This is a genomic window from Bacillus cereus group sp. MYBKT111-2 (assembly GCF_051915205.1).
GTDB classification, from domain to species: domain Bacteria; phylum Bacillota; class Bacilli; order Bacillales; family Bacillaceae_G; genus Bacillus_A; species Bacillus_A paranthracis.
Genome location: NZ_JBQAEG010000001.1, coordinates 87,287 through 102,453 on the forward strand (window position 1 = coordinate 87,287; position 15,167 = coordinate 102,453).

Here is a 15,167-nt window from a genome sequence, read left to right on the forward strand (position 1 = left end):
CCTAAAAAGGAACCTACCTACATACGTTTTCTTAATACGTGGAAGCTAAACTTATCAGCTCTAAAGTAATTGATAGAATATAAGATTGGCTCATCATTTTGATCATAGTGCATTTGTTTTAATACTAGCAGTGCCGTTTCCGGTTCACATTCCAAAATCGGTGAGATTTTCGGATGATAGCCAATTGGCTCAATATGAGCAACTGCGTATGTGATACGTTTGTGCGTATTGTTATGTATCACTGTAAGCAATGATTCTTCGTTGTATCCCGATAAATCTGGCAAGATTTCTTTTGCAAGTTTATCGATACAATATACAACAGGTTCCCCATCTGCTGTACGCACACGCTCAATCATCACTGCATTAAAACCATCTTCACTATTAAACTTCTCTTTTTCTTCTTCTGTTAAACTTGTTGTAGATGATGATAAAAAGATAGTTCCTGGTGTTTTCCCCACACTAGAAATCATATCTGTAATACTAGAAAGTTGTTCAATCCCAGAAGAAAATAACGGTTTTGCATTTACAAATGTTCCTACACCATGTCTACGAATGACAACATTTTCTTCTTCTAAAATACGCAGCGCTTCCCTTAAAGTCGCTCTACTTACGCCAAGTTCTTTCGCTAAATCAAACTCTGATGGCAACTTTTGTCTTTCTTTGTAAGCCCCATCTTTAATCTTTTCTTTGATGTGATCAATCACCCGTAAATATAGGTGACGACTATCGGATTTTACTGACATAAGACTCCCCCGCATTTCAATTATTCGACCTCTGATGTAAGACTTCTTTTCTCTTTTTTCAACTTACAACATAATAAAAATTGCTAAATACTAAAAATAAGCATAATTGTCGAATAAATATTAATAATTTTTTTAAAAAAAATTTTCACTCTTTACTGCATAAAAAAAACTTTGCACCATAAACATTCCTCATAGCGAGAAAAAGTTCGGCACAAAGATCTCTTACATCCTTTGTTACACACTTTTCCCCTCATAGTCTAGCAATTCATGGTTGCCAGGTAGAAACTTATGGACCTTATCTCCAAGATTATATGAGGCAGTGATTCTTTTCGAAGTAATCTTACCACTTGCTCCCATACGTGTCAACAAAATTTAACATTTTTCTACATGAAATATCGAACGTTCACAAAAAACCACACCAAAGTATTCGTATTCTAAAGAACCACCTTAAATGTAAGCCCTTTCTTTATCGCTGAATATAGTATATAACAAAACCAGCATATAAAAAAGCCTAATTGTAAAAACAATTAGGCTTTTTTTATGAACTTTTTTCTTGTACATCATTAATGAGCACTTCTCGTGGTTTACTACCTTCATAAGGACCTACTACACCATTCATTTCCATTGCATCAATTAAACGGGCAGCACGCGTATAACCAACTCTAAACCTACGTTGCAACATAGAAACAGATGCTGTTTGCATTTCCACTACGAGCTGAACTGCTTCATCGTATAATTCATCTTCTACTTCCTGCTTCGTATCAGGAACATCTTGCGGGATCATATCTTCTTGATATTGCGCTTTTTGCTGACCAATCACATATTCTACAACTCTCTCAACTTCATCATCTGATAAAAACGCACCTTGTACACGTACAGGCTTCGATGCACCAATTGGTATAAATAGCATATCTCCACGACCTAGCAGTTTCTCTGCACCACCACCGTCAAGAATTGTACGAGAATCTGTTTGAGATGATACAGCGAATGCAATACGTGATGGAATATTCGCTTTAATAACTCCCGTAATGACATCAACTGACGGACGTTGCGTTGCAATAATCAAATGAATACCAGCAGCACGAGCCATTTGCGCTAAACGCATAATCGCATCCTCTACATCCGACGAAGCAACCATCATTAAATCTGCTAACTCATCCACAATTACTACAATATACGGTAATTCTGGTTGTTTCGCTTCTGATTGACTATTATGCTCTTTTATATAATCATTATATCCTTCAATATTACGCGTACCACTATGAGCAAATAACTCATAACGGCGCTCCATTTCACTCACAACTTTTTTCAATGCTTGCGATGCCTTTTTCGGATCCGTTACAACTGGTGTTAACAAATGAGGCACACCGTTATATACATTTAACTCTACCATTTTCGGATCAATCATCATTAATTTTACTTCATGTGGTTTTGCACGCATTAAAATACTAACAATAATACCGTTAATACATACACTTTTCCCACTACCTGTCGCACCTGCAACTAGTAAATGGGGCATTTTATTTAAGCGGGCTAATACAGCTTCACCTGTAATATCTCGTCCAAGGCCTATTAACAACTTCTCTTCCGGATGATTGTTAGCTTTAGAATCAAGAACTTCTCTAAGCGTTACCATGGAGACTTCTGAGTTCGGCACTTCAATTCCTACAGCTGATTTCCCGGGAATAGGCGCTTCAATACGAATGTCTTTCGCCGCTAACGCAAGTGCTAAATCATCACTTAAACCGACGATTTTGCTTACCTTTACTCCCATATCAGGATACACTTCATATTTTGTAACTGCAGGACCTCTATGTACTTTTGTTACTTTCGCTTTCACTCCAAAACTTTGGAAAGTACGTTCTAATTTACGAGCATTCTCATAAATTTCCGCATTTTCATTTGTAACTTGCTTATTCTTTGGAAATTTCAATATATCAAGCGCAGGAAGCTTGTAATCTTTATTTTCTACATTTGAAAATTGCATAGGAGGTGCTTGTGTTTCACCCTCTAGCGATTCAACGATTTTTTCTCCACGCTTTTTCTTCGGCTCTTCAACTGGTGGAGTCTCTTCAATAAACGGTGAAGTGATTAACTCTTCTTGCTCTACTTCAATTCGTTTATCCTCTTCTTCATTTACAGGATAATTCTCAGTGAAATTCGAAATAATCGGAGGATCAATTGAGATTTCTTCCATCGGCTCAATAATTTCTTCTTGTTCTGCAGCACGTTTGCTTCTTGTGCTTCTTGTTGTTTTTTTCTTTTCTGTTTGTTCAGCCGTTCTTTTAGCTCTCCAATCTTTATAGTCCCCTTGCATCACTTGAAATTGACTTCTAAGAACTCTACCAACTGGAGCTAACACTTCTCCAATATGCTTATTTGTTATACAAAGTATACCGAGAATAACTAAAATAATACCAATAATATAAGCTCCTACTTCGTCAAATAAGAAGTAACATGTAGCAAACATAAGCGCACCAAACATGCCACCACCTAAATGAACGCTATCTGGCCCTTTTTTCATTTCAAGAAAGAAATTATCTTTCGTACTCACAATAACAGAAGTATTTTGCACTGCTCCATCTTTTGTAAGAAGGTTAAATAATGTAATATGACTAAACATTAATATCGCCAATACTATTAAATAAAAACCGATTAACCGTTTATTTAATAGGTTCGGCCATCCACGTTTTATAACGAATGAAACTGATAAAGCTATTACACCTAACACACCAATTATGTACCACTCACCAAAGAAGAAGCGAAAAAATAACACAAACGATTTCCCTACAACGCCTAGCTGTAAAATCGTAATGATTGAAAGTGCAAAAAGAGTTAAACCGACGATTTCATAATACAAAGTTGGCTTTATCGTACGTCTTGCCTTTGCCTTCGTCCCTCTTTGCTTTTGTTTTGCCATTTCTTCACCTCGTGTTCTACATATAAGTAAAACTTCCTAAAAAACTCTGCTTATATGTTTGTTTTCTCTATTTTTTCAGGTCTTTATATCTTCTATTTTTACACTTCTTGTAAAATGTTAAATAAACAGAAGAAAGCAGCCCTCTCATGGCTGCTCAACCGTCTTGTTTTTTATATTATACCATAGCTTCTAAACAAAATCCTTCTTTTTGCTAAAAGGTTATTTTCTGGCCAGGCTCAAATTCTAAGTAGTGATACGGATCCGTACTTAACACACGCACAATAGAATAACACCCATGTTCTTCTTCAGAAACCATTAATTCAACACCGTTTATATTTACGACTTTTTGACTTTCACATTGCGAATAATCGGCTGGATACACGAGTTGCTCTGGCATAATTGTATATAAAATCATTGTAACATTGTCCCTTCTGCATGATCATCCCCGCGAGCATCTATTAATTCGTTTAATTTTCGAATCGCATTTCCAATACCACCGACATCATCTATAAGACCATACTTCACTGCATCTCCACCAATTACATTCGTACCAATATCCCGCGTTAAATTCCCTTTCGCAAACATTAGCTCTTTAAAACGATCTTCTGTAACTTTCGAATGTTTCGTCACAAATCGAATAACTCTTTCTTGCATTTTATCTAAATACTCAAATGTTTGCGGCACACCTATAACAAGACCTGTTAGACGAATCGGATGAATTGTCATCGTCGCAGTTTCTGCAATAAATGAATAATCCGTAGAGACAGCAATTGGCACACCAATAGAATGTCCTCCACCCAGAACAAGTGATACCGTTGGCTTTGAAAGCGAAGCTACCATCTCAGAAATTGCTAACCCAGCTTCAACGTCACCTCCAACCGTATTTAATATTAAAAGTAAACCTTCAATTTTCGGATTTTGTTCTATCGCAACAATTTGCGGAATGATATGCTCATATTTTGTTGTTTTATTTTGCGGTGGCAACTGAACATGACCTTCCACCTGTCCAATGATTGTTAAACAATGAATACGTGATTCATTCATTTGTGGTACATTCGTTTGTCCAAGCTGTTGAATTTTTTCCACTATTGAAGCTTCTTTTCCGGTTTCTTTCGGTTCAGCCTCTTTCTCTTCATTTGTATAACGATCACGTTCTGTCATATCGCATCCCCTTTCACTCGTATATAACTAGTATTTCTTAAGTTATAAATTTCATTCGATAGAGTGAAAAAAGAAAAAAGATCACCCGTAAAGGTGATCTTTTTTATACTTCCATAATAATCGGTAAAATCATAGGTTTTCTCTTCGTCTCTTCGTACAAGAACTGCCCTAATAATTCACGAATATTTTGTTTTAACATAGACCATTCAATTGAATATTCTTTAATTGATTGCTCAACAATCATACGTACAATCTCTGTAGAGCGGTCAATTAACGCTTCTGATTCACGTACATACACAAAACCACGTGAAATGATTTCTGGACCAGATATAATTTTCTTTTCATCTTTACCCAGTGTTACAACAACTACTAATATTCCATCTTGAGATAACATTTTTCTATCTCGAAGAACGATATTACCAACGTCACCTACACCTAATCCATCAATTAACACATTACCAGCTTGCACTTTGCCAACTAAGTTTGCTTCATCGTCACCAAAAGCAATTACATCGCCTTTTTCTACGATAAAGATATTTTCTCTTGCAATACCTACATCTTCAGCTAAGTATGCATGTGCTTTTTGCATACGGAACTCACCATGTACGGGTACAAAATATTTCGGTTTCATTAAATTTAACATTAATTTTAATTCTTCTTGGCTACCATGACCGGAAACGTGAACTTTTCTTTCACCGTAATAAACAACTTCAGCTCCCGCTCTAAATAACAAGTCAATAATTTTTGATACAGATATTTCATTACCCGGAATTGGAGAAGCCGCAATAATAACCGTATCACCTTTACGAATTGAAATTTGTTTATGAGCTTGCTTCGCCATTCTAGAAAGTGCTGCCATCGGTTCACCTTGGCTACCTGTCGTTAAAATAGCTACCTTTTTCTCTGGGAAATTGTCTACTTCTTGTAGTGAAATAACCATACCTTCTGGAACATCTAAATAACCAAGACGTCTTGCGATATCTACCACTTTCACCATACTACGTCCTACAACCGCTACTTTTCGTCCTGTTTCAGCAGCTGCATCAAATACTTGTTGAATACGATGTACATTCGATGCAAATGAAGCAACGATAATACGTCCTTCTGCGCCGTAGAACACTTTAGAAATTTCTACACCAACTTCTTTTTCAGAACCTGTATAGCCTGGACGCTCAGCATTTGTACTATCAGATAATAAGCATAGAACGCCTTCATTTCCGATTTGAGCCATTTTCCCAAGGTCTGCTCCACTATTTCCAATTGGAGTTTGATCAAATTTAAAGTCTCCCGTATATACGATAGCACCTTTTGATGTATGGAAACAAACACCAACAGAATCTGGAATACTATGTGTCGTTCCAAAGAATGACACTGTTGTAGTATTAAACTCTACTGTCGAATTTGAATCGATTGTTTTTAAGTCTACACGGCCTAACATACCCGCTTCGCCAAGTTTTTCTTGTATAAGTCCTACCGTTAATTTCGTTGCATACACTGGAATTGATAATTTACGAAGTACGTAAACAATGCCACCAATATGATCTTCATGACCGTGAGTAATAAATAAACCTTTTACTCGCTCTTGGTTTTCTACTAAATATGTAATATCAGGAATAACGATATCAATTCCAAACATTTCATCTCCCGGAAACATTAACCCTGCATCTACAATAAAGATTTCAGAATCAATTTCAACACAGTACATGTTTTTCCCGATTTCACCTACTCCACCAAGAGCAAATACTTTAACAGACTCATTCTCTTTTCTCTTCATGTTGTTGCCTGGTTTAAAAATCTTTCAAACACTGATTTCACTAAAATTGCAGAGACACCAGGGGAAACTCTACAACCACCATATATTCACCGTCCAAGACGAATGTCCTTACCGTTATGCGATATCATGTCCTTGTTTATTTTTTAAACCAGGTTTCACCTCTCTTTCATTATATAAATCAAATATCTTATTCGATATGATATGAAAATGTAATCAAATTATAATTTTTACCAATTTTGCTAAGCATACCCGTACTAAGCTACTTAGCCATATTATACCTGATACAAGAAATAGAACACAAGTTAAATCGTGCGAAAGAAAAAGGAAAAGAACGCATTCCCAACAAACTTATCGAACTGATGTCCTTTATATTTACTCCGATTTCGTACCCCATATCGTTTTGAAGAAATAGCTATAAATACTCTAAATTTATTTCATAATATAGATTTTAAAGACTTATTTTTCTAGAATTGAACAAAAATACTTATAAAATGGAGTTTTTTTATGAATTACGTCATATTTGAAGTAATTACTCTCAAAAATAGAATTGGTACTTTATTACGTTTATATAAGCGTTCATTCTATAAATAACTATGACTTTTTAATTCCTTTAAAGGGTTAAGATTATTTTCTTTTACATGTTGCAATATATAATGAAAAACCAGTTAATGATCTTATAAAAACATATATAGGTAAGATAAGAAAAGAGAGGGAAAGACTTTCATACAAATAAAAAATGACCTAGTTCTACACTAGGTCATTTTTTATTAACGAGGGATAGATTGCATAACAGATTGTAACGTTACTCTTTCTTCTTCTGTTAATGGAAGAAGTGGTAAACGTACAGAACCTACATCTAATCCAACCATTTGTAACGCTGTTTTTACTGGTGTTGGACTTGGCGCCATAAATAATGAATCCGTTACTCTTACAAGTAATTGATGTAATTTTTGCGCCTTCTTAAATTCACCTGCTTGGAACGCTGCAATCATTTCTTGCATTTCATTTCCGATAACATGAGATGCTACAGAAACGATACCTTTCGCTCCAACTGCCATAGCTGGTAGCGTTAAACCGTCATCACCGCTGTATACTGCAAAGTCGTCCGCTGTTTTTTCAATGATTTCTGTCATTGTTAACACATCGCCGCCTGCATCTTTAATCGCAACAATGTTTTCTATTTCTGATAAACGAACAACTGTATCAACGGAGATTTGTACAATAGATCGTCCTGGAACGTTATATAGCATAACCGGAAGCGGCGTGCTTTCAGCAATTGCTTTAAAGTGCTGATACATTCCTTCTTGACTCGGTTTGTTATAATACGGTGCTACTAGCATTACTGCATCAACACCAACCTCTGTTGCCTTTTTTGTTAAGTCAATAGAAGCATGCGTATTATTACTACCTGTTCCAGCGATTACGGGCACCCTTTTATCGACAACAGATACGACATGGCGATATAACGCTACTTTTTCTTCTGAAGTTAATGTAGGAGATTCTCCTGTCGTTCCTCCTACCACGATTGCTGTTGTACCGTTATCAATTAAATAATTTACCAATTTCGTTGTCTTTGCAAAATCGATATTGCCGTTTATATCAAACGGTGTTACCATCGCGGTTGCAATTGTCCCAAAATCTATCATGGTCTCACTCCTTATTGTTCCAGTTGCTTTTCTTTTGAAAGCTCAAACGCACTATGTAATGCATTTACAGCCTCCACTAAATCAGTTTCTTTTACAAGAACCCAAATAGTTGTATGACTATCTGCTGATTGCAGAATTTGAATACCTTTTTCAGCTAAAGCTGTAACGATTTTCGCAGTAACCCCTGGGTATCCTGCCATTCCAGCTCCTACAATAGATACTTTCGCACAATGCTCTGTCACAATTGGCTCATATCCAAGGTTTTGTAATAGTTCAACTGCACGATTTGATACATTATCACTCACCGTATAAGCTACCCCAGTAGGTGAAATGTTAATTAAATCGACACTGATTCCTTCATTCGCCATTTCTTTAAACACATGCTGCTGCAAATCATATGCTGTTTCTTTTGCAAGTACTTTAATTTGCGTTACATTTGATACATGTGCAATACCTGTAACAGGACGTTCTTCTACATCACGGCCTTTTGTAGCGCCGTCAGATGCTGAAATAAGCGTACCTTCACTATCAGAGTACGTAGAACGTACACGAAGCGGTACTTTTGCATGCATCGCAATTTCAACTGCACGTGGATGAACGACTTTTGCACCTTGGTATGCCATGTTACAAATTTCGTTATACGTTACAGTTTGAAGATGACGTGCATCTTTTACAATGCGAGGATCCGCAGTCATCACACCTTCTACATCTGTGAAGATATCGATATATTCAGCATGAAGCGCAACACCTAAAGCTGAAGCTGAAGTATCACTACCTCCGCGTCCAAGTGTTGTCGTATCACCTTTTTTCGTTTGTCCTTGGAATCCTGTCACAACGATTACATCTACATTTTCTAGCTCTTCGTGTATACGATCACAATTCATTTCAATAATCTTAGCATTTGTAAAATCATCATTTGTTACAAAACCAGCTTGTGCACCATTTAATGCCGCCGCTTTTATACCGTTCTCATTTAACATGTTAGAGAAAACGATTGCTGAGATTAATTCTCCGCATGATAATAATAAATCTTGCTCACGATTAGAAATGTGAGATTCCTCTTGATTTACAAGACTTAACAACGTATCAGTTGCATATGGTTCACCTTTACGACCCATAGCAGATACGACAGTCACTACTTTATAACCCGCATCTAGCGATTTTTTTATATGATGAAGCGCATGCTTACGTCCATTTTCATCACGTACAGATGTGCCACCAAATTTTTGAACAATAATTTTCATATTTTGCACCTTCTCTTAGCCGTTTACACTAATTGTAATTTTACTAAGCGCTCTGCAATTTGAACAGAATTCCATGCAGCGCCTTTTAATAAGTTATCAGATACGACCCAAAGATGGAATCCTTTATCGTTATTTAAATCTTTACGGATTCTTCCAACGAATACTTCGTTTTTACCTACTGCAGTAGCTGGCATTGGATATAATTGCTCTTCTGGGTTATCTTGCAGAACGATACCTTCCGCATTTGCAAGTAAGTTCTTTAATTCCTCTACTGTTACGCCCTCTTTTTCTACTTCAATGTAAACAGACTCAGAGTGACCTGATACAACTGGTAAACGTACACATGTTGCCGCTACTTCTAGCTCTGGCATATGCATAATTTTTTTCGTTTCATTAATCATTTTCATTTCTTCAAATGTAAATCCATTATCTTGGAACTTATCAATCTGTGGAATCGCGTTGAAAGCAATCGGGAAATGTTTCTTATCACCTGATACAGGTAAAACATTCGCCTTCACTTCTTCACCATTTAAGATTGCTTGTGATTGTTCATGAAGTTCTTCAATCGCTGCCGCACCAGCACCTGATACAGCTTGATATGTGGAAACGATTACTCGTTTTAAACCATATTGCTGACGAACTGGCTCAAGAGCTACTACCATTTGAATTGTAGAACAGTTTGGATTTGCAATAATACCGTTATGTTCTTTTAAGTCGTTTTCATTTACTTCAGGTACAACAAGTGGCACGTTTTCTGTCATACGGAATGCACTTGTATTATCAACAACAATCGCACCGCGCTTTGCTGCTTCTGGCGCTAATTGTTTTGATACAGATCCACCAGCACTAAATAGTGCGATATCTACTCCTTCAAAACTTTCAGGAGTTGCCTCTTGAACTGTAAATTCTTCGCCTTTAAATACAAGTTTCTTACCTGCAGATCGTTTAGATGAAAGTAACGTTAACTTCCCGATTGGAAATTCTCGTTTCTCTAAAGTATTTAACATTTGTTCACCAACTGCGCCGGTTGCTCCAACTACAGCGACATGAAAAGTTTTTTGCTTTTCCATCACTATGCCCCTTTCTAGATACCAATCCTTCTATAACTTAGAATGAGAAGGAGTATAGAATACCCCTTCTAATCTTAATAACGTTAATTTTATCATATTCTACAGTAAGAATGATGGTTTCATCAAAAATTGTCCGTTTTTTTTCGTTTTTTAATTCATATATCTGAATTTTTCTACGACAACCGGTTGCAATTGCTTCCCTTGCAGTGCTTCTAATACTGTATCTTCAAGCAGCTCCATGCGAGCTACCATTGAGTTCGGTTTTTTCTCTGGTGCGTCTTGACCGAATGGGACGAAGTAGATGTTTTTTGTGGCCATTAGGCGCATGAGATTTACTCCATTAAGCCCTAAAGCATCATTCGTCGAAACGGCCAATACGACAGGCTTGCCATTTCTTAGCGTCGCTTTTGCTGCCATTAGTACTGGAGAGTCTGTCATTGCATTCGCAAATTTACTCATAGAATTTCCTGTTAAAGGAGCAATTACCATACAATCTAATGGGATTTTAGGTCCAAGTGGTTCTGCGCCAACGATTGAATTAATCGCTTTAAAACCTGTTACTTCTTCAATCTTTTTAATCCATTCTGCCCCTTCGCCAAATCTCGTATTTGTTGATTGAACAGTGTAAGAAACAACTGGACGCACTTCAGCCCCCTCAGCAATTAACTTTTCTAAATGAGGCATTACTTCTTCGTACGTACAATGTGAACCAGTAAAACCAAACCCTATTCTTTTCCCTTTTAAATTCATTCCCCATTCTCCTTTCTTGCGATTACATCTTCTGCTAATAACTGAGAAAGAACGTTCGCTAAAATTTGTCCTGCTGTTTTTGGAGCAACAATACCTGGTAATCCAGGTGCTAACAGCGCTTTAACTCCCCTTTTTTCCGCATATCTAAAGTCGGTACCACCTGGTTTAGAAGCTAAATCAATTACTAACGTATGGGCCGGCATTTTTGAAATGACATTTGCTGTCACAACGAGATGCGGAATTGTATTAATGACAATATCGATATCCCCTACTTCTTTCTCAATGTTCTGCATATGAAAAGGAGAAAACATCATTTCTGTAATACGTGCAATATGTTCCGATCGTCTTGCTCCAACTTTGACATGGGCTCCTAATGATTGAAATGCTCTGGCAACGCTCATCCCTGTTCTACCAAATCCTAAAACCATTACATTAGAACCATGAATTGTATAGTCGGTATGTTGAATTACCATCATTAATGTACCTTCTACAGTTGGTATAGAATTGTAGATTGCCACATCATCACGATCAAATAATTTAATTAGTTTACGGTTTGTAGTAGATACGAGATTTTCCAAGTAAGGCGTACCAATACCTGAATATATAGTAAAATGTTCTGGTGTATTTTCAATTTGTTCTTTCGTTATAGAAACTTTTTCATTTGAAAAAATAGTATCTACTTCTCCCTTTGCATTTGTACCTGCAACTGGCAAAATAATTGCATCTAAAGAAGTGAAATCTAAATTTTGTATACTTTCTTTTGCTGCCCCTGTGAAGCCATGGTCTAACTGATCAAACCCTATCAATGAAAGTTTCGCATCCAATTCAACGAGCTTGCGAATTACTTCTAGCTGTCTTGCATCTCCTCCTATGACAGCAATATGCATCTCAGTCAACATTCCCTAATTCACCTTCTTTTTCTGTCATTTATAAGAAAAGTGCCTACTTTTTCTTTTTCCTCCACATCATATGTAATGTACGAGTTTTAGGTGATTGAAAAACAAAAAGCACCTATCATGTATCCCGCTATTTGTATGCCGGAAGGCCCCACCTCAAACTTCGGCATAGGAGAAGACATTCTGTTGGATTTTGCTCTGAGTAAAATGAACAAAAAAAGATGACCAAAATGGCCATCTTTCACTTCGAATTTGAACGATCTGTAATATCACAAAGAATCATATCATGCCCCACTTTTTTAATTTGCCTCCATGCTACTCTTATTTCTTGTGGTTCCTTTTTGAAACCTCCCCATTTCCCAGCAGGTATAATAAGAGCCTGTATTTGTCCATCCTTCTCATCAACCTCTAAATCCACATAACCTAAAACCCCCATTTTTTCTGCTCTTTCTAAATTAACAATTTCTTTCCCACTTAGTTCACTTAATCGCATACTCTCTCCCCCTACCCAAATTATTCATTTAAGTTATCCATAATTAGTACCTATTCTATATACCCACAAAAAATAACCGTATCTCATTTAAAAGAGATACGGTTATTTTTAAATCATATATAGTAATTACAGTTTTATTCCTTTTGGAAGTTTTCCATCTGGACTAATTAATGCAGCAGAGAATTCATCTGTAAACATGTTACGAATTAACTCATCAACATTTTCTTTCGTTACAGTGTTTACACTTTCAATAATCTCATCAAGTGAACGATGCTTACGAAGTAGCAATTCATTTTTACCATTACGGCTCATACGGCTATTCGTACTTTCTAAACTTAACATTAAGTTTCCTTTTAATTGCTCTTTACTATTCATAAGCTCTTTTTCTGTAATACCTGTATTTTTCAATGTTTCTAATGTTTCTTGCATTGTTTCATACAGTGTATCTAATTGTTGGCTACCTGTTCCACCATACAGCGTTAACATACCTGTATCTTCATAAGAAGAATGGTAAGAAAATACTGAGTAAGCTAACCCTCGTTGCTCACGTACTTCTTGGAATAAACGGCTACTCATACTACCGCCTAAAACGTTATTTAATACAATTAAGTTATAAATATCTTCGTGTCCCATTTGTAAGCCTTTATATCCTAAACATAAATGGGCTTGTTCTGTTTCCTTTTTACGTGCTACCTTATTAAAATGGAAAATTGGGCTATGTACTTGTTCACGGTTTGTCGTTCCTTCATAACTACCGAAATATTGCTCTACCGTTTGTAAAAAGGCTTCATCAATATTTCCTGCAATTGATACAACTACATTTTCAGGTGTGTAATGATCCTTAATATATTGACGTAGCGTATCACCTGTAAACGTATTAAGCGTCTCTTCTGTTCCTAAAATAGGATATCCAAGCGGATGCGTTTCATATGTTGCTTTCGTTAACATATCATGCACAATATCATCTGGAGCATCTTCGTACATTTTAATTTCTTCACATACGACATTCTTCTCTTTTTTCAGTTCTTCTTCATCAAATGTTGAATTAAAGAACATATCTGCTAATACATCTAAAGCATATTTAGCATGCTCATCTAGCACTTTTGCATAGTAACAAGTGTATTCTTTTGAAGTAAAAGCATTTACTTGCCCACCAATGCTATCAAATGATTCTGCAATTTCGCGTGCACTACGTGTTTCCGTCCCTTTAAAGAACATATGCTCTAAAAAGTGAGAAATCCCGTTATTTTTTTCATTTTCATTTCTTGATCCTGCATGGATCCAAATACCAATCGCAACCGATCTTACAGTTGGTATATTCTCCATAACTATTCTTACACCATTTTTACAAGTATATTTTTTAATCAAAAACTTTCCTCCTACTGCCAGTTTCTCTAAATAAGTGCTATTATTTAATGATAACAAGTTTAAGGATGAATGTCATGCAAATGTATTTAATCCACACGTTTTTCATCCAGTAATTCTGTTATATTCCCTACTTTATATCCTTGTTCCTTCAATTTTGTAATCATTGTATCTAATGCTTCTGTTGTGGACGAAGTAGGATGCATTAATACGATAGCACCTGGATGTATTTTTCTCATTACTCTCTGCAATAGTACATCTGGCTCAGGTCGCTTCCAATCAATTGTATCGACAGTCCACATAATCGTTCCCATTTGAAAATCATCTGCAATTTTCACGACTTCATCCCGAAAACTTCCACTCGGCGGCGCGAACCATCTTACCTTTTGATTCGTAGCTGCTTCAATCATTCGATTTGTTTTTTGTAACTGATCTCTTATTTCATCAGACGATAACGTTTTCATATTAGGGTGTGTGTAAGAATGATTTCCGACTTCTTGATTTGCATCGACAATCATTTTTGCAAATCGTAAATTTTCTTTCACCCAACGTCCTTCTAAAAAGAAAGTCGCCTTCACATCATGTTTTTTCAATATTTCTAATATACGAGGCAAATACTCATTTCCCCATGCCACATTTATTGTTAATCCCACCATCTTTTTATTGGGATGCCCTCTATAAATTGGCGCTGGTGATAAATCTTCTAAGTGGACACTCGGCGATACTTCCTTGAATTCAAGATGTTTTTGATCAAATTTCTTTAACTTCTTCATATTTTTATAGGATGCTTCCATATCAACTTGTCTTCCATTATATCCTGGTGTGGCTTTCCATATCTTATCAATCATCGCATTTTGCGGTGCAATCTCATATTGTTTTGCATGCTTTTGAATTTCTTCATATAAGTGATCCTGTGCAAAAACGGAATAAGAGCCTACACTGACATATAAAAAGAATATACATATGTATGCCAATATACGAGCTTTCATATAAACCCTCCCATTAACTATATAAAAACCATTTTTCTTCTTATCTTTGTTAATTTGAGCGTTATAATGAAAACTATACCTATACTGACATAAAAATATATGTAAATCATATTTTT

General features: G+C 36.2%; 13 protein-coding genes and 1 riboswitch. All 13 genes read right to left on the bottom strand.

The window, feature by feature from the left end; all coding sequences use genetic code 11:
* Nucleotides 1-17: 17 nt before the first annotated feature.
* Entirely contained in the window at nt 18-743 is a 726-nt protein-coding gene (locus ACTFNE_RS00425; RefSeq protein ID WP_000114176.1) for a GntR family transcriptional regulator, read from the bottom strand.
* A gap of 233 nt (nt 744-976) precedes the next feature.
* Nucleotides 977-1,078: riboswitch (purine riboswitch) on the bottom strand.
* A gap of 203 nt (nt 1,079-1,281) precedes the next feature.
* Nucleotides 1,282-3,663, bottom strand: coding sequence for a DNA translocase FtsK (locus tag ACTFNE_RS00430; protein ID WP_046198508.1), 2,382 nt, complete (start codon nt 3,661-3,663; stop codon nt 1,282-1,284).
* A gap of 211 nt (nt 3,664-3,874) precedes the next feature.
* Nucleotides 3,875-4,078 carry a YlzJ-like family protein gene (locus tag ACTFNE_RS00435; protein ID WP_000605021.1) on the bottom strand — a complete coding sequence of 68 codons (204 nt, stop codon included), beginning with the start codon at nt 4,076-4,078 and terminating at the stop codon, nt 3,875-3,877.
* Complete coding sequence (gene tepA / locus ACTFNE_RS00440) at nt 4,075-4,824, bottom strand: translocation-enhancing protein TepA (RefSeq protein ID WP_000139811.1); 750 nt, start codon at nt 4,822-4,824, stop codon at nt 4,075-4,077. Before tepA ends, ACTFNE_RS00435 begins: the two co-directional genes overlap by 4 nt.
* Before the next feature lie 103 nt (nt 4,825-4,927).
* Nucleotides 4,928-6,598 (bottom strand): ribonuclease J, encoded by a 1,671-nt coding sequence (locus ACTFNE_RS00445; protein WP_000823084.1) that lies wholly within the window; start codon nt 6,596-6,598, stop codon nt 4,928-4,930.
* Between the two features lie 767 nt (nt 6,599-7,365).
* A complete protein-coding gene (dapA, locus tag ACTFNE_RS00450; RefSeq protein ID WP_000564761.1) occupies nt 7,366-8,244 on the bottom strand; it encodes a 4-hydroxy-tetrahydrodipicolinate synthase in 879 nt (292 codons plus the stop codon).
* A gap of 11 nt (nt 8,245-8,255) precedes the next feature.
* Entirely contained in the window at nt 8,256-9,488 is a 1,233-nt protein-coding gene (dapG, locus tag ACTFNE_RS00455; RefSeq protein WP_000692473.1) for an aspartate kinase, read from the bottom strand.
* Nucleotides 9,489-9,511: 23 nt separating this feature from the next.
* Entirely contained in the window at nt 9,512-10,558 is a 1,047-nt protein-coding gene (gene asd, locus ACTFNE_RS00460) for an aspartate-semialdehyde dehydrogenase (RefSeq protein WP_000414848.1), read from the bottom strand.
* A 150-nt stretch (nt 10,559-10,708) separates the two neighbouring features.
* Nucleotides 10,709-11,308 carry a dipicolinate synthase subunit B gene (dpaB, locus tag ACTFNE_RS00465; protein WP_001049480.1) on the bottom strand — a complete coding sequence of 200 codons (600 nt, stop codon included), beginning with the start codon at nt 11,306-11,308 and terminating at the stop codon, nt 10,709-10,711.
* Nucleotides 11,305-12,207 (bottom strand): dipicolinic acid synthetase subunit A, encoded by a 903-nt coding sequence (dpaA, locus tag ACTFNE_RS00470; protein ID WP_000954725.1) that lies wholly within the window; start codon nt 12,205-12,207, stop codon nt 11,305-11,307. Before dpaA ends, dpaB begins: the two co-directional genes overlap by 4 nt.
* A gap of 238 nt (nt 12,208-12,445) precedes the next feature.
* Complete coding sequence (locus tag ACTFNE_RS00475) at nt 12,446-12,697, bottom strand: YlmC/YmxH family sporulation protein (protein ID WP_001239753.1); 252 nt, start codon at nt 12,695-12,697, stop codon at nt 12,446-12,448.
* A gap of 126 nt (nt 12,698-12,823) precedes the next feature.
* Nucleotides 12,824-14,065, bottom strand: a complete 1,242-nt coding sequence (locus ACTFNE_RS00480) for a M16 family metallopeptidase (protein WP_000592994.1) — start codon at nt 14,063-14,065, stop codon at nt 12,824-12,826.
* Between the two features lie 86 nt (nt 14,066-14,151).
* Nucleotides 14,152-15,051: a polysaccharide deacetylase family protein gene (locus ACTFNE_RS00485; protein ID WP_046198506.1), complete on the bottom strand. Its 900-nt coding sequence runs from the start codon at nt 15,049-15,051 to the stop codon at nt 14,152-14,154.
* Nucleotides 15,052-15,167 lie beyond the last annotated feature (116 nt).

What these genes read in the sequence shown, in the direction of transcription:
- ACTFNE_RS00425 (WP_000114176.1), bottom strand. Translation starts at nt 743, where the DNA reads ATGTCAGTAAAATCCGATAGTCGTCACCTATATTTACGGGTGATTGAT.
- ACTFNE_RS00430 (WP_046198508.1), bottom strand. Translation starts at nt 3,663, where the DNA reads ATGGCAAAACAAAAGCAAAGAGGGACGAAGGCAAAGGCAAGACGTACG.
- ACTFNE_RS00435 (WP_000605021.1), bottom strand. Translation starts at nt 4,078, where the DNA reads ATGATTTTATATACAATTATGCCAGAGCAACTCGTGTATCCAGCCGAT.
- tepA (WP_000139811.1), bottom strand. Translation starts at nt 4,824, where the DNA reads ATGACAGAACGTGATCGTTATACAAATGAAGAGAAAGAGGCTGAACCG.
- ACTFNE_RS00445 (WP_000823084.1), bottom strand. Translation starts at nt 6,598, where the DNA reads ATGAAGAGAAAAGAGAATGAGTCTGTTAAAGTATTTGCTCTTGGTGGA.
- dapA (WP_000564761.1), bottom strand. Translation starts at nt 8,244, where the DNA reads ATGATAGATTTTGGGACAATTGCAACCGCGATGGTAACACCGTTTGAT.
- dapG (WP_000692473.1), bottom strand. Translation starts at nt 9,488, where the DNA reads ATGAAAATTATTGTTCAAAAATTTGGTGGCACATCTGTACGTGATGAA.
- asd (WP_000414848.1), bottom strand. Translation starts at nt 10,558, where the DNA reads ATGGAAAAGCAAAAAACTTTTCATGTCGCTGTAGTTGGAGCAACCGGC.
- dpaB (WP_001049480.1), bottom strand. Translation starts at nt 11,308, where the DNA reads ATGAATTTAAAAGGGAAAAGAATAGGGTTTGGTTTTACTGGTTCACAT.
- dpaA (WP_000954725.1), bottom strand. Translation starts at nt 12,207, where the DNA reads ATGTTGACTGAGATGCATATTGCTGTCATAGGAGGAGATGCAAGACAG.
- ACTFNE_RS00475 (WP_001239753.1), bottom strand. Translation starts at nt 12,697, where the DNA reads ATGCGATTAAGTGAACTAAGTGGGAAAGAAATTGTTAATTTAGAAAGA.
- ACTFNE_RS00485 (WP_046198506.1), bottom strand. Translation starts at nt 15,051, where the DNA reads ATGAAAGCTCGTATATTGGCATACATATGTATATTCTTTTTATATGTC.